This is a genomic window from Streptosporangium sp. NPDC050855 (assembly GCF_044456585.1).
Taxonomy (GTDB): domain Bacteria; phylum Actinomycetota; class Actinomycetes; order Streptosporangiales; family Streptosporangiaceae; genus Streptosporangium; species Streptosporangium longisporum.
This window is the reverse complement of sequence record NZ_JBITFY010000001.1, coordinates 289,142-306,008: the sequence shown is the minus strand read 5'-3', so window position 1 is coordinate 306,008 and position 16,867 is coordinate 289,142. Positions and strand designations below refer to the sequence as shown.

General features: G+C 68.8%; 18 protein-coding genes and 1 pseudogene. 5 read left to right on the top strand and 14 right to left on the bottom strand.

Annotation, left to right across the window (positions count from 1 at the left end; all coding sequences use genetic code 11):
• Positions 1-143: 143 nt before the first annotated feature.
• Positions 144-956, top strand: coding sequence for a hypothetical protein (locus ACIBCT_RS01390; protein ID WP_399185400.1), 813 nt, complete (start codon positions 144-146; stop codon positions 954-956).
• Positions 953-1,330 (top strand): GntR family transcriptional regulator, encoded by a 378-nt coding sequence (locus tag ACIBCT_RS01385; protein WP_399185399.1) that lies wholly within the window; start codon positions 953-955, stop codon positions 1,328-1,330. The genes ACIBCT_RS01390 and ACIBCT_RS01385 overlap by 4 nt, the downstream gene beginning before the upstream one ends.
• Here ACIBCT_RS01385 and ACIBCT_RS01380 read toward each other — a convergent pair.
• The 8 genes and pseudogenes from ACIBCT_RS01380 to ACIBCT_RS01345 all read right to left on the bottom strand — a co-directional run bounded on the left by ACIBCT_RS01380 (position 1,228) and on the right by ACIBCT_RS01345 (position 6,828).
• A complete protein-coding gene (locus tag ACIBCT_RS01380; protein ID WP_399185398.1) occupies positions 1,228-1,788 on the bottom strand; it encodes a hypothetical protein in 561 nt (186 codons plus the stop codon). The two genes, ACIBCT_RS01385 and ACIBCT_RS01380, sit on opposite strands and share 103 nt — an antisense overlap.
• 179 nt (positions 1,789-1,967) lie before the next feature.
• Positions 1,968-2,585: a hypothetical protein gene (locus ACIBCT_RS01375; RefSeq protein ID WP_399185397.1), complete on the bottom strand. Its 618-nt coding sequence runs from the start codon at positions 2,583-2,585 to the stop codon at positions 1,968-1,970.
• Between the two features lie 354 nt (positions 2,586-2,939).
• Positions 2,940-4,217: a beta-galactosidase gene (locus ACIBCT_RS01370; RefSeq protein WP_399186084.1), complete on the bottom strand. Its 1,278-nt coding sequence runs from the start codon at positions 4,215-4,217 to the stop codon at positions 2,940-2,942.
• A 408-nt stretch (positions 4,218-4,625) separates the two neighbouring features.
• Positions 4,626-4,826, bottom strand: a pseudogene (locus tag ACIBCT_RS01365) (helix-turn-helix domain-containing protein); the annotation flags it as partial.
• Between the two features lie 316 nt (positions 4,827-5,142).
• On the bottom strand, positions 5,143-5,376 hold the full coding sequence (locus tag ACIBCT_RS01360) for a hypothetical protein (RefSeq protein ID WP_399185396.1): 234 nt from the start codon (positions 5,374-5,376) through the stop codon (positions 5,143-5,145).
• A 232-nt stretch (positions 5,377-5,608) separates the two neighbouring features.
• Positions 5,609-5,743 carry a hypothetical protein gene (locus ACIBCT_RS01355; RefSeq protein ID WP_399185394.1) on the bottom strand — a complete coding sequence of 45 codons (135 nt, stop codon included), beginning with the start codon at positions 5,741-5,743 and terminating at the stop codon, positions 5,609-5,611.
• 432 nt (positions 5,744-6,175) lie between these two features.
• A complete protein-coding gene (locus ACIBCT_RS01350) occupies positions 6,176-6,433 on the bottom strand; it encodes a helix-turn-helix domain-containing protein (RefSeq protein ID WP_399186083.1) in 258 nt (85 codons plus the stop codon).
• 38 nt (positions 6,434-6,471) lie between these two features.
• Positions 6,472-6,828 carry a type II toxin-antitoxin system RelE/ParE family toxin gene (locus tag ACIBCT_RS01345; RefSeq protein WP_399185393.1) on the bottom strand — a complete coding sequence of 119 codons (357 nt, stop codon included), beginning with the start codon at positions 6,826-6,828 and terminating at the stop codon, positions 6,472-6,474.
• A gap of 462 nt (positions 6,829-7,290) precedes the next feature.
• On the opposite strand from ACIBCT_RS01345, the gene ACIBCT_RS01340 reads away from it, so the two are divergent.
• Both ACIBCT_RS01340 and ACIBCT_RS01335 read left to right on the top strand, forming a co-directional pair.
• Positions 7,291-8,007, top strand: coding sequence for a hypothetical protein (locus ACIBCT_RS01340; RefSeq protein ID WP_399185391.1), 717 nt, complete (start codon positions 7,291-7,293; stop codon positions 8,005-8,007).
• Positions 8,008-8,097: 90 nt separating this feature from the next.
• Complete coding sequence (locus tag ACIBCT_RS01335) at positions 8,098-8,349, top strand: hypothetical protein (RefSeq protein ID WP_399185390.1); 252 nt, start codon at positions 8,098-8,100, stop codon at positions 8,347-8,349.
• 82 nt (positions 8,350-8,431) lie between these two features.
• Here ACIBCT_RS01335 and msrA read toward each other — a convergent pair whose 3' ends face one another.
• Positions 8,432-9,091 (bottom strand): peptide-methionine (S)-S-oxide reductase MsrA, encoded by a 660-nt coding sequence (msrA, locus tag ACIBCT_RS01330; RefSeq protein ID WP_399185389.1) that lies wholly within the window; start codon positions 9,089-9,091, stop codon positions 8,432-8,434.
• 136 nt (positions 9,092-9,227) lie between these two features.
• On the opposite strand from msrA, the gene rarD reads away from it, so the two are divergent.
• A complete protein-coding gene (gene rarD, locus ACIBCT_RS01325) occupies positions 9,228-10,145 on the top strand; it encodes an EamA family transporter RarD (protein ID WP_399185388.1) in 918 nt (305 codons plus the stop codon).
• A gap of 157 nt (positions 10,146-10,302) precedes the next feature.
• Here the strand turns inward: rarD and ACIBCT_RS01320 are convergent, their stop codons facing one another.
• From ACIBCT_RS01320 to nuoL, 5 genes are all read right to left on the bottom strand, one after another.
• Positions 10,303-10,704 carry a MarR family winged helix-turn-helix transcriptional regulator gene (locus ACIBCT_RS01320; protein ID WP_399185387.1) on the bottom strand — a complete coding sequence of 134 codons (402 nt, stop codon included), beginning with the start codon at positions 10,702-10,704 and terminating at the stop codon, positions 10,303-10,305.
• A 130-nt stretch (positions 10,705-10,834) separates the two neighbouring features.
• Entirely contained in the window at positions 10,835-11,830 is a 996-nt protein-coding gene (locus ACIBCT_RS01315) for a polyprenyl synthetase family protein (protein ID WP_399185386.1), read from the bottom strand.
• A 14-nt stretch (positions 11,831-11,844) separates the two neighbouring features.
• On the bottom strand, positions 11,845-13,395 hold the full coding sequence (gene nuoN / locus ACIBCT_RS01310) for an NADH-quinone oxidoreductase subunit NuoN (RefSeq protein ID WP_399185385.1): 1,551 nt from the start codon (positions 13,393-13,395) through the stop codon (positions 11,845-11,847).
• Positions 13,392-14,942 (bottom strand): NADH-quinone oxidoreductase subunit M, encoded by a 1,551-nt coding sequence (locus ACIBCT_RS01305; protein WP_399185384.1) that lies wholly within the window; start codon positions 14,940-14,942, stop codon positions 13,392-13,394. The genes nuoN and ACIBCT_RS01305 overlap by 4 nt, the downstream gene beginning before the upstream one ends.
• Positions 14,942-16,804, bottom strand: coding sequence for an NADH-quinone oxidoreductase subunit L (nuoL, locus tag ACIBCT_RS01300; RefSeq protein ID WP_399186082.1), 1,863 nt, complete (start codon positions 16,802-16,804; stop codon positions 14,942-14,944). Before nuoL ends, ACIBCT_RS01305 begins: the two co-directional genes overlap by 1 nt.
• Positions 16,805-16,867 lie beyond the last annotated feature (63 nt).

Below are 16,867 nucleotides of genomic sequence, written 5' to 3'. Positions count from 1 at the left end.
CCGGCCGCCGTCCACGCGATGGCCCACGGACACCGCCGAGCCGGGCTCGTACCCACCGGGACGACGAGAGCCCGCGGGGCATTGACTTTGTCGCAAGGTATGACGCAACATGCTGATACAAAGCTTGCGACAAAGGAGGTGTCATGATCCATGACCCGTCACCGGACGCCGGTTCGCCTGCGCGTACGGTCGATCTGCGATCGGCGAGCGCGTGGCTGGCCGGGCACGACCTGGCCGACGCCCGCCCGACCCCGCTGCTGGCCGGCCGGCTGGCGGTCCGGGAACGCGCCCGCCTGGCCACCTACGTCATCCTGGCCGTGCTGATCATCGTGAGCGCCTTCGTCGCCACTTCCGCTTTCGGAGGCTTCCCGCCGGATCACCCGCTACCGCTGCTGGCCCTGACCGCGTCGGTGGCCGGGCTGCTGCTGGCACAGTGGTCGCTCGACCGGTGGGTGCGACGCGTCGACCGGCGGGCGGGCGCGACGCTGGCCCGCAGGGCCGCCCATTCGATCCAGCCCGGCTGGCGGACCGTGCTCGGCCGGCCGTACGCCGTTTTCACGGTCGCCACGTTCGCCGGCGCGATGGTGCTGGCCGCGAGCACCCTGACCGTTCCCGACCCCACCGTGCGGCGGCTGGCCGTCGTCGTGCTGATCGGGCTGCTCGGCGCGACGGCCATCACCGCCATGCAGCTGCGCCACCTGCTCAGGCGGCCGGTCGTGGCGGAGGACGAGGAGTCGCTGACCGCCGACGTCATCATGCGCGTCGAGGACGCCCGCGAGCTCACCACGCCGAGCGTGCAGTGGACGCTGCCGGTGGTGCTGTTCGGCACCGCGCCCGGCTGGTGGGGCGCCGCCGCGGTCGCCTACATGATCCTGAGCCTGGCCGCGTGCATCGCGCTCCATGCCAGGACGCCGTCGTGCGCGACGGTGGCCCGGCGGGTCATGAGCGTCCGATGATCGTCATCGATGCGGCCTCGCCGGTACCGCCGTTCGAGCAGCTGCGGGCCCAGCTCGCCCGGCAGATCCAGGACCGCACGCTGGCCGTGGGCTCCAGGCTGCCGACCATCCGCCACCTCGCGGCAGACCTCGGCCTGGCCGTCAACACGGTCGGCCGGGCCTACCGGGAGCTGGAGGAGGCGGGACTGATCGAGACACGTGGACGGGCGGGCTCGTTCGTGTCGGCCGCGGGCGAGGAGGGCCGGGAGCGGGCCCTCCGGGCCGCCGCCGACTACGCGGCCGTGATCGCCAGCGTCGGCATCGACACGGGTGAGGCGATCCGCATCGTGCAGGCGGCCCTGACGTCCGGCGCGGCGGCACCGGCCTCGCCATGACCGCGACCCGGCCGCGGGGTCACGGCGCCGGGCGCACGACGCCGGTGCGGCCGGTGCGGCCGGTGCTGCCGGTGCTGCCGGACGTGAGAAGACGGGATCGAGAAGGAGACGGTCACCCAGTCGCCGGTCCACCGCGGCGCATGTGCGCCGAAGCTCAGGAAGTGGTCCATCCGGGAGCGATGCCTGGCGATCGCCTGAGGCGTGAGGTGGTACACGGGCGGCCGCCCGGTTCCCCGCACGGCGATCAGGCCGCGCTTGGTCAACCGGGACAACGCGGCCCGCGCGCTGGACTCGCTGATGCCGAACTCCCCGAGCATCGCGACCACCGCCGTCGACGGGAGGTCGGCGTCCGAGGAGTCGAGGTACTCGCCGAGCAGGGTCGTCAGCAGGTGCTGCGGGTTGGGGCCTGACTGCGCCCGCGGGAGTCCGACGTCGTCCGAAGACACATGGACACTCACGTCATCAGCTTGCCCCATGACGACGCCCTTGCCGAACGGCCGGCCGCCGGGCTCTCGAACGAGGCACGGCCCCTGACCGGAGTGCGTGTGGTCAGGGGCCGTGCGTCATCCGTACCTGCCGCCGCCCGGTGACGGACCCCGTGAGCGGCGGCGGCGCGTCCGGTCCCGGTGGCCCGGCGTCAGTAGACGACGTAGCAGTTGACGCCGTCCGACTCGCGGTAGCACTTCGCCGTCTCGATGCTGCTGATCTTGGTGTAGACGTTGGCGCCGATCCTGCGCCACGACCCGTGGAAGTTCAGCCAGTAGTCCTCGTACTGGAGCGTGAACGCGTCGGTGTCGGCCCAGATGTTCCAGCTGTAGGTGTGGCCGTTCATGCTCCGCGTGTCACAGTTGCGTCCGGGATTCACCGGGCTCCAGACGTTGCCTCCGTTCCAGTTCCAGATGTTGCAGTTGCCCCCCTTGCCGACGTTGCCGGCGTTGATGTTCGCGGCGACGACGAGGTTCTGGATGCTGTTGTACCGGATGACGAGACCGCAGCACTCCACGGCCGCGGCGTCCGCCGCATCCGGGGTCCGCAGCGTGGTGCCGGCGTCCGGGGCGGGCCGCAGCGGGGTCGCGTCCAGCGGCTTCGGCTGAAGATTGACAGGCCTGTCATCGGGGCCCGGTGTCCGCGGCGCCTGGACGCCGGGCACGTCGTCGGCGTTCGCCGCGATCGGAGGTTGGAAGGTGACGGCCGACACGGCCAGCGCGAACGAGACGGCGAGGTAGCGGACCAAGCGGTGCTTTACCGGTGCCATGTGTGGTCCTTAAATCGAGGGTTGGGGTACGACGATCACGTCGGGCGCCGACGCGCAATGCGTCCTGCTCGCTCGCGAACCGCGTCGGCGCCCGTCCCCCGTGACGTGAGAAACAGTGACAGCCCCCACCACCACCGGCAACGCCCTGGCACGCTCCTGGGACACTGGGACGAAGGACCCCATCCCACCTGCATGAACCCAGAGAAATGGGATGTTCCACCGGCACGCCGTGGCCGTCATCCCTCCGGCATCCCACCCGCACGCGGCACGACGGACGTGCTCGCCCGCAGGCGCGGGCATCGACGCCCGCCGGCACGGCCGGAACCGGTACGAGGGCACGGACGGCGGCTGTTCCTAGGACCGGGATTCGATGAGGATCGGCTCCTCGGTGATCGTGATCACGTCTCCCGGCCGGACGGTCTCCGTGGTGCCGTCCAACCGGCGCACCGCGCGGACGCGCGGGCCGGCCGTGGTCTCGGCCGTTCCGCCGATCGTCCAGCGGATCGAAGCCTCGTGGTGATCCCCGGGCTTGGCGACGGTGACCTCGCACTGCCAGACGTTCTCCGGCAGGTTGATGGCCGTCCCGTGGCCGCACGAACGGCTGCGGGCGTGGACCAGCCACCGCTGCAGTTGTTCCACCGCCAGCGCGGCGCCGGTGGGGACCCCTCCCACCGCCTGCAGGACGATCGGGATCTTGGTGCCGCCCCAGTTGTAGAAGTACATGCGTTCGAGGTTGAGGTTGCGCGCGTACAGACCGGTGAGGAAGAAGCGCACGGCGTGGTTCCTGGCCCTGGTCTCGTCCAGCGGCCCCTGCAGCCGGATCGAGTAGGTGGTGCCGGTGTTCCACAGCCGGGGATGGATACCGGCCCGGTGGAACGCCCGGTCGACGGTGGTCACGAGCTCCAGCATGCTCTCCGGCGGGTCGGACGGGGTGCGCTGGTGAAGCTTGATCCCGGCGACGTCGCAGTGGCCGTACCCACCGAGCGCGGTGAACCGCTGAAACATCCGACGGCCTTCTGCGGTCCACAACTGCCCCATGCCGGGACATACCAGGGTCGCTTCGGGGTCCGCCGCTCGAATGATCCGGCCGGCCCGGCGCGTCATCTCCACCAGGGTCTCCATGCTGCCCGCGTAGAATCGCCGGTCGTTGCCCAGCACCCACAGTTCGTAGGCCTGGATGCGTCCCGCGTAGCGCTTCGCCACGGCGCGCAGGAACGCGTCCCAGTCGTCCAGGTCGTCGGGCGGCGCCGCTCGCGTGCCGTCCGGATACGGAGACAGAGGACCCGCGGGACTGGCCCACGCGGGAGTGCCTCCCATGACGAACAGCACGGGGAGCCCGGCCTTCTCCGCGCCGTCGACGTGCCGGTCGAGCACCGCCCAGTCGAACGTGCCCCGCTCAGGCTGGATCTCCGCCCAGCGTGTCCCGCTGTCCCACAGGCGCACCGCGCCGACCCGGAACGTCGGCATGGCCCCGGTCCCGGTGTTGATGGTGACGCCGAAGAGCGTGCGCGGCACCGACGTCTCGGGCAGGGTCCACGAGGGACCGCTCACCCATTGCGCCTGCCGGGGCGGCTGCCGCGCGGGCGACGAGCCCGCGGTCAGGACGAACACGCACAGGATCACCAGTCCCATGCCGAGGAACGTCCTGTACCGCACAGCGATGGGCCTTCGCCGCGAGGTCACGCCGCTCGCCGGCGGCTCCGGAGTCTCCTGGGCCGCCTCCCGGCCCCGTGGGTCCGGGGTTCCGCCGGCCACTTCCCGGCCCTGTGGCCCGGGCGTTTCCTCGGCCGCCTCCCGGCCCCGTGAGTCCGGAGTCTCCCCGGCCGCCTCCCGGCTTCGTGGCTTGGGCGTTTCCTCGGCCGTCCCCCGGCCTCGTCGGTCTTGTTCCGTGACCTGCCGGTTCGGGGCCGGCGCGTTCTCGGCGGCCCCGATCTCATCGGGATCCGCGGAAGGACGCGACGTCACGGACTCGGGTGCCTCCGCCGCCCTCTGTTCCAGAGAGGCGATCGCGCGCCTCCAGCGCCGGTACAGCTCGTCCAGCTCGGCCTTGCTCGCACCACACGCCTTGGCGATGCGCTCCACCGTCCCGTAGGTGTCCGGCACGATCTCGCCGCGGCAGTAACGGTGCACCGTGGATCGGCTCATGCCGGTACGGCGTGCCAGTGCCTCGTAGCTGCGGCCGCTGCGCTGCTTCAGTTCGGTAAGCAGTTCAGCCAGATCTTCGGCCGACGCCCCTCCCATCTCTCGTCCCCCTGATCCAAAATGGTGGAGCACCCTAGGCCGACGAAGAACCCGCCATCTCAGGTTCCTCCCGATCGGTAAGCGTCACATTCACGCCCTGTGCCGCGCGTGCCGAGTTGATCGACAGTGTGACGATACGTCACAGATCTTCCTGACAACAGGCTCGTCCAGCCCAGCGGGATGATCGTTCCACCGGAAGAGCGGAAGGTCGTACCGCGTCGCCGCCTCCGGTGCCGATGACGGTCTCGGGCGCGTTCCCCGATCCGGCCGGACGGAGTGGATACCTGCTTCCGTTACGCGATCCTCGATGGGTGCATCAGGTGGGCTGGATGTCTTCGGCGGGCGGCCAGCCGATGGACAGCGCGGGCTGAGGCCGGTCGAGCCATCGCCTGTCGAGGCGCGCTCCGGTGTGGTGTTCCACCATGGCCATCACCCTGGTCTTGTACCTGTTCGGCGGCCTGTACCGGCCGATACCGCGGAGGATCGCCGCCTCTTCCCGTAAAGAACCGGGGTCGATGCCATGGAGTTCGTCAGGGTCGAAATCGAGCATCTGGGCCAACACCTTCCCATGGGCGGCGTACCTGAGCATGCGTCTGCCGGTGAGGTTCCAGGACACGTGCCATACGCGGGCGTTCTCGCTGAGCCGCTACAGGACGGGAGATATCCGGCATGACTGAAACCGTCCGCCTCGAAGATCATCATCGCCGCTCCTGACCGGCCGAAGGAGACGACACCGGAAAAGCCCGGTTCGAGTTCGCTGATTTCTGTACGGCTGTCGCCGGTCAGGCGTGTCGCGGTTTCCCGCACGGAAAGTCTCCCGAGACGGGCAGGATGACGGTCCACGCCATCCCCTCCTCCAGCCACCCGGCCTCTTTGATCAGGCGCCTGTAGTGCGTCACCGCGTGCTGGAGATCCATGGGCTCATTGTCGGCCTGTTCACGCTCCGGATGTGATGAATCGAGTCGGCCCGCAGGACTCTGCCGGATAGGTGCCTTTCGCACGGCTTACCGTGGTCGGTGATGTTCTTGTCGCGTCCACGATCGTTTCCATGGCGGTGTCGGCACGTGGGCGATGCCGGCCACGACCGGTGACCGCCCACGCACGGCGGGTCGGCCCAGGCGGTACGCCCTTCACCAGTAGCGACACTTGTCGCCGAAAACGGCTCTGGCCCAAGATCGTCACCGGACACGCCGGGCGATCAAGGGCCAGGATCTGGCTGAATCCGCAGGTCTACGCCTCGCCCGAGGTCAGACCGACCGGGCACGAGACCCCGGTCCCACCAGCACCGCAGTAACCCGCGAGGTGACGGCGGTATGACGACGGCTTTCCCGTCGACATTGGGTCTCTGCTCAAGCGGCGGGAGCGCGTGGCGTCAGGCGAACCTCGACATCCGCGTCCAGGGCACGCGCCAGACGCTCCAGAACCGGCAACGTGGGGACGGTCCCCCCCGCCTCGAACCGCGCCACGGCCGACTGTGTCATGCCCGCCGCACGAGCCAGGTCGTTCTGACTCCAGCCTCGCCCCTTACGCATCCCTCGGACCGTCCTTCCCAGCTCGTAGGCGAGACGTGTGGCCTCGTAAGCCTCAGCCGCCCCCGGCTCGGTCATTCGACGATCTCTGAGTTCTCGCCAGTTCCCCTGCTCGCTCATGCTGTTTCTTCTCCCTCGTCGACGGTGTGCGCCAGTTCGACACAGCGCCGCATGGCTCGCCGGGCCCGCTCGACCTCACGGTCATCACGCGTCCGGGTCTTGCGAAACACGGTCAAGAGCACGATCCGGCGATGAGGTGCGATCCAGTAGGTGATGCGCACGGCGAGCTCGTCACAATGAAACCGGAGCTCACGTAGCTTGCCGTCCAGTTGCTTCGTATAGGGCTCTCCCAGCAGAGGCCCTTCCGCCGCGAGCAGATCGACATAGAAGGCCGCCCTCGCGAACGATGCCACAGGGAGACCTTCAAGCCATTTTTGAACTTCCGGTTCCAGCTCTACGGTACCCCAGCTCATAGCATTGATGCTATGAGCCGCGCTTTCATCACACTCTGCTTTTGACCGAACACGGCCGTCCATCGAAGGAGCAGATCCTGGAGGAATGCGACGAAACCGGGTAATCACCCTCACCGTCTCCGCCTCGGCACCGCCCTCCGATGGGCCCCCTCCGGTCCTGCTGCGCTGGGGTGAGCAACTCGTCGTACGGGCCGCATTCCGAGCGGCGAGCGGGAACTGCGCGCCTACCTCGAGCAGCGCCTCACCACCCAGACCGAGGCCGACTACGGGCAGGACCCGCGATCGCTGGAGGCGGCCCTGCGGGATCTCTGCATACGGATCGTCTTCGGCCTGCCCGTCTCAAAGGTGATCAACTGCCAAGCCGCCGCCATCGCATCCTGAACGGCCCTCCGCTCAAGTCCGTGTCCACCAGCCGCGAAGTAGGCGCGACGGCATCGGACTGGCTGATCAGAGAATCGGACAGTGCGCGAGCAGGCCGCAGCGAACTGTAAAAAAGAAACTCGAACGACCAAGAAATCCCCTGATGGCGTGATGCCTTTTCAGGGGCCTTCTCGCATGCATGCGGCCGGAGGTGATCGAAACCTCGACCTTCTGATCCGCGAGGAAGGGCAGCCGCCCCGTCAGCGGCGTCTTCACAGAACGAATATCGAGTGGCAGGCTTCTCGATCGTGTCCGATGCTGAGGGTCGTGATCAGGATTCCGCCGCGTACGGCTACCGACGCCTACTTCGCCAAGATGAGCGGGTCGAGACGTCTCGACATCGTCTTTGACATCGATCTTGGAGAACTGCTGGAAAGCCACCACGTGGTCGCTCGTGGACTGGAAATATCAGGCGCCGACGGTGTGCTGCACTACGAGTTCGTTCCGGGACTGCGGCAACACGAGATGGATCTCAAAGGACCGTTCTTCTGGTATTGGACCCTGTCTGCGGAGGATGACCTTGGCACCCTTTACCGCGACGATAATGGTGGTGCCTTCGATCCAGACGGCAAGACGGCCGCGCATGGAACTCGCTACCTGGGTGGGCCGGTTCCCGGCTCAGCCCGCCTGTTGCGCGTGAACTTCACTCCGGCCGGGGGATGGACGCCGACGCGATCGTGGTGCAGGCAGCTGGATATCGCACTGCCAGGCGGCCGCGTCACAGAGGCGTGGACCGACCCGCGCCAGGACGCCGGATGACAACGGCCTCGGCGACGACCGGGGCGGCGGCGCCCGTCTGGCCCACAGCCCAACGCCGCCGTCGGCCGCGTCCCGACGGTGGAGCGGGTGGTGGCCGGCAACGGCACCCTCATGGTCGCCGGCTGCAAGGTCCAGGTCGGCCAGGTCCATCGCGGCAAGGCCGTCACCGTCGTTCTTGAAAAGACTCGATCTCGGGTGCTGTTCGACGGCGAGGAGCTGTCGCAGCACCCTCGAACCAGCGTCAAGGAGGTCGACCGGCTACGAGCAAGCGGCCACATCGACCACAGGATCCAGGCCTGGTGGAAAGCGTCAGGCGACACTGATCCGTCAATCATCAACTGAAGATCGACAAACGACACTGACCCAAGATCGTCACCGGACACGCCGGGCGATCAAGGGCCAGGATCTGGCTGAATCCGCAGGTCTACGCCTCGCCGGAGGTCAGCCCGATCGGGCAGGAGACCCCGGTCCCGCCGATCCCGCAGTAGCCGTTCGGGACCTTAAAAAGATACTGCTGGTGATACTCCTCCGCGAAGAAGTACTCCCCGGCCGGGGCGATCTCCGTGGTGATGGGGTCGTAGCCGGAGTCGGTGAGCACCTTCTGGTAGGCGTCACGCGAGGTCAGGGCCGACTTCTCCTGCTCGGGCGAGTGGAAGTAGATCGCCGAGCGGTACTGCGTGCCGACGTCGTTGCCCTGGCGCATGCCCTGGGTGGGGTCGTGCGCCTCCCAGAAGACGCGGAGCAGCTCCTCGTACGACACCCTGGTGGGGTCGAAGACGACGCGGACGAGCTCGGTGTGGCCGGTCCGGCCGGTGCAGACCTCCTCGTAGGTCGGGTTCGGCGTGTGGCCGCCCCCGTAGCCGACCGAGGTGGTGATGACGCCCGGGGTCTGCCAGAAGATGCGCTCGGCGCCCCAGAAACAGCCGAGTCCGAAGTCGGCGATCTCGCTTCCCTCGGGGTACGGCGGGGCGAGCGGGGCATCGAGGACCGCGTGGCGGCCGGGCACCGTGATCGGTGCGGGGCGGCCCGGGAGCGCGTTCTCCGGGGACACCATCGTGGTCTTGTTGCCGAACAGCCAGCCCATCGTGAGACCTCCTCTGACGCGTTCTCACCAGGTGGCAACCGGCGGAGGCCCGCCGATGTTCCCGTAAGGAACGCTTAACAACCGGAAAAGCACTACTAAATTGCGTTAAATCATGTAAGCAGCGAAGATGGGGGTCATGCCTGAAGCACGTCGGGGAGTTCTGTACGGTGTCGCCGCCTACACCATGTGGGGCCTGTTCCCGCTCTACTGGCCCCTGCTGAAACCGTCGGGCGCCCTGGAGATCCTGGCCCACCGTATCGCCTGGTCCCTGGTGGCGGTCGTGGTCATCCTGGCGGTACGCCGTCACTGGTCCTGGTTCCGCGAGCTGCTGCGCACCCCGGCGAAGCTCGGCCTGCTCGCGCTGGCCGCGGCGGTCATCACGCTCAACTGGGGCGTCTACATCTACGCCGTCAACACCGGGCACGTGGTCGAGAGCGCCCTGGGGTACTTCATCAACCCGCTGGTCAGCGTGGTCTTCGGTGTCTTCCTGCTGAAGGAGCGGCTGCGGCCGTGGCAGTGGGTCGCGGTGGGGCTGGGCACGGTGGCGGTGGTCGTCCTGACCATCGACTACGGGCGTCTCCCCTGGATAGCGCTGGTGCTGGCCGCCAGCTTCGGCACCTACGGGCTGATCAAGAAGATCGCCGGGGTGGGGTCCGCGGAGAGCATGACGGTCGAGACGCTGGTGCTGCTGCTGCCCGCGCTGGGCTACCTGGCCTATCTGGGGCAGCAGGGGACGAGCTCGTTCGGGCAGTGGGGGGCGGGGCATGCGCTGCTGCTGGCCGGGGCGGGGGTGGTCACCGCCGTTCCGCTGCTGTGCTTCACCGCCGCCGCGATCCGGGTGCCGCTCACCACGATCGGCCTGCTGCAGTACATCGCCCCGATCCTGCAGTTCCTGTGCGGGGTTCTGGTGGCGCGTGAGGTGATGCCGCCCAGCCGCTGGGTGGGGTTCGTCATCATCTGGCTGGCACTGTCGGTCTTCACCTGGGACAGCCTCCGCGCGGCCGGACGGGCCCGTCAGGCGGCGATCGCCACACCGGTGACCGCGGGCACCTGACCGGCGTCCCGGGGCGGTACACCGCCCTCGGACGCGTCTCGCCCTCACGGGCCTTCGTCCTCGGGAGGCTCCGCTCCCGGAAGCCCTCTCCTCCATAAGCCCCCGCCCCAAAAGGCCCGGCCCCGCGAGAGAGACCCGGCCCCCGAAGGCGACGCCCTCAGGAGCCGCGTACGGCGTGGACCAGGGGGGTGAGGACGGGGTCGATGCCGGCCTGCTCCAGTGCCGAGGACAGCGAGCGCTCGTAGGTGGGCGTCGCGTCGGCCAGGCGGGCGCGTCCCTCGTCGGTGATCAGCGAGTAGACGCCCCGGCGGTCGTCCGAGCAGAGGTCGCGCCGGGTCATCCCTGCCTCTTCGAGGCGCGCGACCAGGCGTGTCACCGAGCTCTGGTTGAGGCCCACGGCCTCGGCGAGCTCCTGCATGCGCATGCAGCCCCTGGGGGCGGTGGCGAGCCGTCCCAGGGCACGGTACTCCGAGAGGCCGAGGCCGTGCCCTCGCTGGAGCGCCTTGGCCAGCTCCGCCTCCACCCGGGCGTGCAAGAGGGCGAAATGGTCCCACGACATGGTGATTCCTCCTGGATTTCCTATCCAACAGGAGTCTACATGCACGTGCAACATTTGCTTGCACAGGCATGTAGCGATCCGGCGACTCCCCTGTGGGCCGGACCACCGCCCGGCCCACAGGGACGACGTGTCAGCCCGAACGCTCCACCACGTAGTCGCACAGGGCCAGGTAGGCGGCGCGCGCCGGGATGTCGGGAAGGGCCGCCAGGTCCTGCCGGGCCCGGTCGGTCCAGGCGAGCAGCTCTGCGCGGGCCCGCTCCATGGCGGGGTCGGCGCGGAGCAGGCGCAGGGTCTCCTCGACGTCCCCCTCGGCCACCGGCCCGGCCAGCAGCTCACGCAGGCGGGCGCTCTCGGGGCCGTCGGAGGCCAGCACGTAGAGCACGGGGAGGGTCCGGATGCCCTCGCGCAGGTCGGTGCCGGGAGTCTTGCCCGACTCGACCGACTCGGCGGCGACGTCCAGCAGGTCGTCGCTGAGCTGCCAGGCGACCCCGATGGCCTCGCACGCCCGGGTGACGCGCTCGACCACGTCGGGCGAGGCCCCGCTGAGCAGGGCCCCGAACCGGCCGGAGGTGGCGATCAGCGAGCCGGTCTTGTCGGCCAGCACCCCGATGTAGTGGGCCACCGGGTCCTCACCGGGACGGGGGCCGATGGTCTCGCGGATCTGGCCGCGTACCAGGCGGGAGAAGGTCTGGGCCTGGATCCTGATGATGTCGGCGCCGAGGTCGGCGAGGATCTCCGATGCCTGGGCGAACAGGTAGTCACCGGTCAGGATCGCCACGGTGTTGTCCCAGCGGGCGTTCGCCGACGGGGACCCCCGGCGGACCCGGGCCTCGTCCATCACGTCGTCGTGGTAGAGCGTCGCCAGGTGGGTCAGCTCGATCACCACCGCCCCGGGCACCACGCCCGGGGCGCCGGGCGAACCGAACTGGGCGGCGAGCAGGACCAGCATGGCGCGGAACCGCTTGCCGCCCGCCTCGATGAGGTGCTTGGACGCCTCCGTGACGAAGGCGTCGTCGCTCTGCACCGAGGACCGCAGCAGCTTCTCGACCTCCGCCAGCCCTGTCGCGACATCCTGCGCCAGCCGCTCGTCGACGAACGGAAGATCAACAACCGGTGGCGCAGCCATGGACCATTACTCCTCTAGCGAATGAACAGCGCGGACGCAGCCTGATCCGCGAGATCGAGCACCGGCTGCGGGAAGACCCCGAGCACTACCGTAGCCGCTGCCGCCAGGGCCACCACAGCCGAGGTCCCCACCGTGGGCGCCGCGATGGACGGCCCGTCGGCGGAGGGCTCGTTGAAGAACATCAGCACGATCACGCGGACGTAGAAGAACGCGGCGACGGCCGAGGTGACCACGCCCACGACGACCAGCGGCAGCGCGTCCCCGGCGACCGCGGCCGAGAACACCGCGTACTTGCCGAAGAAGCCGCTCGTGAGCGGGATGCCCGCGAAGGCCAGCAGGAAGAACGCGAAGATGCCGGCCAGGACCGGGGACCGCTTGCCCAGACCGGCCCAGCGCGACAGGTGCCCCGCCTCGCCGCCCGCGTCGCGGACCATGGTGACGACCGCGAAGGCGCCCACCGTGGTGAAGCCGTACGCGGCCAGGTAGAACAGGATGGCCGACAGGGCCTGGGCGTTCTGCTCGGCGGCGCCGATCGCGACGACACCGGTGAGCAGGAAGCCCGCGTGCGCGATCGAGGAGTACGCCAGCATCCGCTTGATCTCGGTCTGGGTGATCGCGAGGATCGCGCCGACGACCATCGTGAGGATCGCGACACCCCACATGATCGGCTGCCAGTTCCACTGGAGGCCGCCCAGGGCGACCCAGAAGACCCGCAGCAGCGCGCCGAAGGCGGCCACCAGCACGGTGGAGGCCATCAGGGCGGTCACCGCGGTGGGCGCGCCCTGGTACACGTCGGGCTTCCACGCCTGGAAGGGCGCGGCGCCGATCTTGAAGAACAGGCCGATGCCGAGCATCGCGGTGCCGATCAGCAGCAGCGTCTCCTGGCCGCTGACCCTGCCGAGCGCGGTGTTGACGGCGGCGAGGTCCACCGAACCGGCGTAGCCGTAGACCAGGGCCGTCCCGTACAGGAAGAAGGCCGACGAGAAGGCGCCCAGCAGGAAGTACTTGACCGAGGCCTCCTGCGAGAGCAGGCGGCGACGGCGGGCCAGGCCGCACAGCAGGTACAGCGGCAGGGACAGGACCTCCAGGCCGACGAACATGACCAGCAGGTCGTTGGCGGCGGCGAACAGCAGCATGCCGCCCACCGAGAACAGCAGCAGCGGGTAGACCTCGGTCTGGGCGTACCCGCCGAGGATCGCCTCCTCCTCGTCCGGGCTTCCCGGCACGGCCGCCGCCTGCGCGACGAACTGGTCCTCCTCGTTGATCAGGAGGGTGCTGACCAGGGCCAGGATGAGGATGACGCCCCAGATGAACAGGGAGGGCCCGTCCACCGCGACCGCGCCCATGGCCGCCGGGGCGTCCGGCAGGCCGCCGCGGGCGGCCAGCACGGTCGTCACGAACGCGCCGAACAGGGCGAGCAGGGTGAGCGGCACGTGGATCGACTTGCGCAGGTACCGGGGCGCGAACGCCTCGACGAGCACACCGACGATCGCCGCGCCGAACACGAGCAGCATCGGTGAGAGCAGCGCGTATTCGATCGTCGGGGCTTGGATGGTGCCGTTCACTGACCGGCCCCCTTCTCCGCCACGGCGGGGGTGAACGGTTCGACGCCGACGCTGGAGAGCGTCTTGTCCACCGCGGGATTGATCACATCGAGCATCGGCTTGGGGAAGAAGCCCAGGATGAGGATCACCGCGATCAGCGGCGCCATCACCCACTTCTCACGCCGGTCGAGGTCGGGCAGGGTCGCGACCGACTCGGCCGTCGGCCCGTTCATCGTGCGCTGGTACATCCACAGGATGTAGACGGCCGCCAGGATCACGCCGGTCGTCCCGATGATCGCCGGGATCGCGTACCGCTCGTAGGTGCCGAGCAGGACCATGAACTCGCTGACGAACGTCGACAGGCCGGGCAGCGAGAGCCCGGACAGGCCGGCGATCAGGAAGGTGCCGGCGAGCACCGGGGCGACCTTCTGCACGCCCCCGTAGTCGGCGATCCTGCTGGAGCCCCGGCGGTAGATCAGGAAGCCCGCGATCAGGAACAGCGCGCCCGTGGAGAAGCCGTGGTTGACCATGTAGAGGGTGGCACCGCTGCCGCCGTCCCTGGTCATCGCGAACACGCCCAGCGCGATGAAGCCGAAGTGCGAGATCGAGGTGTAGGCGATCAGGCGCTTCATGTCGGTCTGGCCGATGGCCACGATCGCGCCGTAGACGATGCCGACGACCGAGAGCACGATCACCAGCGGGGTGAAGAACTTCGACGCCCCGGGGAACAGCTCCAGGCAGAAGCGGAGCATGCCGTACGTGCCGACCTTGTCCAGCACGCCCACCAGCAGCACCGCGGCGCCGGCCGGGGCCTGCGCGGCCGCGTCGGGCAGCCAGGTGTGGAACGGCCACAGCGGCGCCTTGACGGCGAAGGCGATGAAGAAGCCCGCGAAGAGCCACTTCTGCGTGGTCGGGTCCTGCACGGCCCCGATGAGCTCGGGGAACATGAAGGTGCCCTTGGCGGCGACCACGTAGAGGGCGATCACCGCGACCAGCATGAGCAGCCCGCCGAAGAGCGAGTAGAGCAGGAACTTCACGGCCGCGTAGGACCGCTGCGCCCCGCCGTACGACCCGATCATGAAGTACATCGGGATCAGCATGGCTTCGAAGAAGACGTAGAACAGGAAGACGTCGGTGGCCGCGAAGACACCGATCATCATCGCTTCCAGCACCAGCAGCAGCGCGAAGTAGGTCTTCACCGACCGCTTCGGCGTCACGGTCCTGGGCTCCTCGCCCGGCACCGTCACGACCGTGCCGTCGGCGTCGTGCCAGGAGGCGAGGATCACGATCGGCACCAGCACCGCCGAGAGCGCGATCAGCACCAGCGCGATGCCGTCCACGCCGACGCCGTAGTGCACGCCGAAGCGCGGGATCCAGTCGTAGACCTCGGCGAACTGGAAGCGGGTCTGCGAGGTGGGGTTGAACTGCACGGCGACGACGACGGTCAGCGCCAGCACGACCAGCGAGACCACCATGGCCAGCTGCTTGGCGAGCTTGTCACTCTTGACAAGGGAGACACCCACCGCGCCCAGAACGGGCACGGCCATCAGGGTCGAGAGCCAGGGCATCACATGTTCCCTACGTAGAGCAGCGCGCCAACGACCACGGCGGCACCGAAGAGGATGGACAACGCGTAGGACCGTACGTAGCCGGTCTGGATGCGGCGCAGCCGGCCGGAGGAGCCGCCGATCCCCGCCGCCAGGCCGTTGACCACACCGTCGATGCCGCGGTTGTCGAAGAACACCGCGATCCGGGTGAGCCACTGGCCCGGGCGCATGAACAGCGCCTCGTTCAGCGTGTCGCCGTAGAGGTCACGACGGGCGAACGTGGTGAGGAACGAGCCGCGCGGGGCGAGCGCGGGCACCTCGGCGGCGCCGTAGCGGAACCAGGCGAACGCGGCACCGACGGCGACCAGCGCGAGCGTGGCCAGGCCGGGGACGCTGAGGGCGTGGAACGCGGGCAGGTCCTTGGGACGGCCGACGGCCGGGGCGATGAACAGCATGAACCGGTTGCCCAGGATCAGGAAGGCGCCCAGGAAGATCGAGCCGATGGAGAGCACGACCAGCGGGATCGTCATCACGGCGGGCGACTCGTGCGGGTGGGCGTCGTCGGCCCAGCGCCGCTTGCCGAAGAAGGTCATGAAGACCATCCGCGACATGTAGAAGCCGGTGATGCCGGCGCCCAGCACCGCGAGCCAGCCCAGGATCGCGTTGTGGTGCATGGCCGTCTCGATGATGCCGTCCTTGGTGAAGTAACCGGACAGCAGCGGGAAGCCGATGATCGCGAGGTAGCCGATGATGAACGTGATCGCGGTGACCTTCATCACCGGGAACAGCCCGCCGTACCTGCGCATGTCGACCTCGTCGTTCATGCCGTGCATGACCGAGCCCGCGCCGAGGAACATGTTGGCCTTGAAGAAGCCGTGCGTGATCAGGTGCGCGATGGCGAACGCGTAGCCCACCGGGCCGAGGCCCGCGGCGAGCATCATGTAGCCGATCTGCGACATCGTCGAGCCGGCCAGGCCCTTCTTGATGTCGTCCTTGGCGCAACCGATGATCGCACCGGCGAGCAGCGTGGCCACACCGACGATCGTCACGACGAGCTGCGCGGTCGGGGCGTTCTCGAAGAACGCGCCGGAGCGGACCACGAGGTAGACGCCCGCGGTGACCATGGTCGCGGCGTGGATGAGGGCCGAGACCGGGGTCGGGCCCTCCATCGCGTCCAGCAGCCAGGACTGCAGCGGCAGCTGGGCCGACTTGCCGCAGGCGCCGAGCAGCAGCAGCAGGCCGATCGCGGTGACCGTGGTCTGCGAGACCGCGCCGGCCTGCATCGCCCCGCCGACGGCCACCTTGGTGAGCGACTGGAAGTCGACCGTGCCGAACACCGTGAAGATCGTGAAGATCGCGATCAGGAGGCCGAAGTCACCGACGCGGTTGACGACGAACGCCTTCTTGGCGGCGGTGGCCGCGCGCGGCCTGACGTACCAGAACCCGATCAGCAGGTACGAGGCCAGGCCCACGCCCTCCCAGCCGATGAACAGGGCGATGTAGTTGTCGGCCAGCACCAGCAGCAGCATCGCCGCGACGAACAGGTTCAGGTACGCGAAGAACCTGCGCCGGTCGTGGTCGTGCGACATGTAACCGATCGAGTAGATGTGGATCAGCGATCCCACACCGGTGATCAGCAGCGCGAAGCTGATCGACAGCGGGTCGATCAGCAGCCCCATGTCGGCGATGCCGGGGATGAACTCGTACAGCGGGACGCCCTGGCGGCGCTGCTCGGGGTTGAGGCCGAGCAGCTGGAGGAAGACGGCGACGGCCACCGCGAAGGCGCCCAGGGACATCGCGACGCCGAGGAGGTGCCCCCAGCGGTCGGAGCGGCGCCCGAGCAGCAACAGGACCGCGGCGCCGAGCAACGGGAGCGCGATCATGAGCCAGGAGACCCCGATCGCGCCCCCGGAATGCTGGATGATCTCAGCGGGTTCCACGGCCAC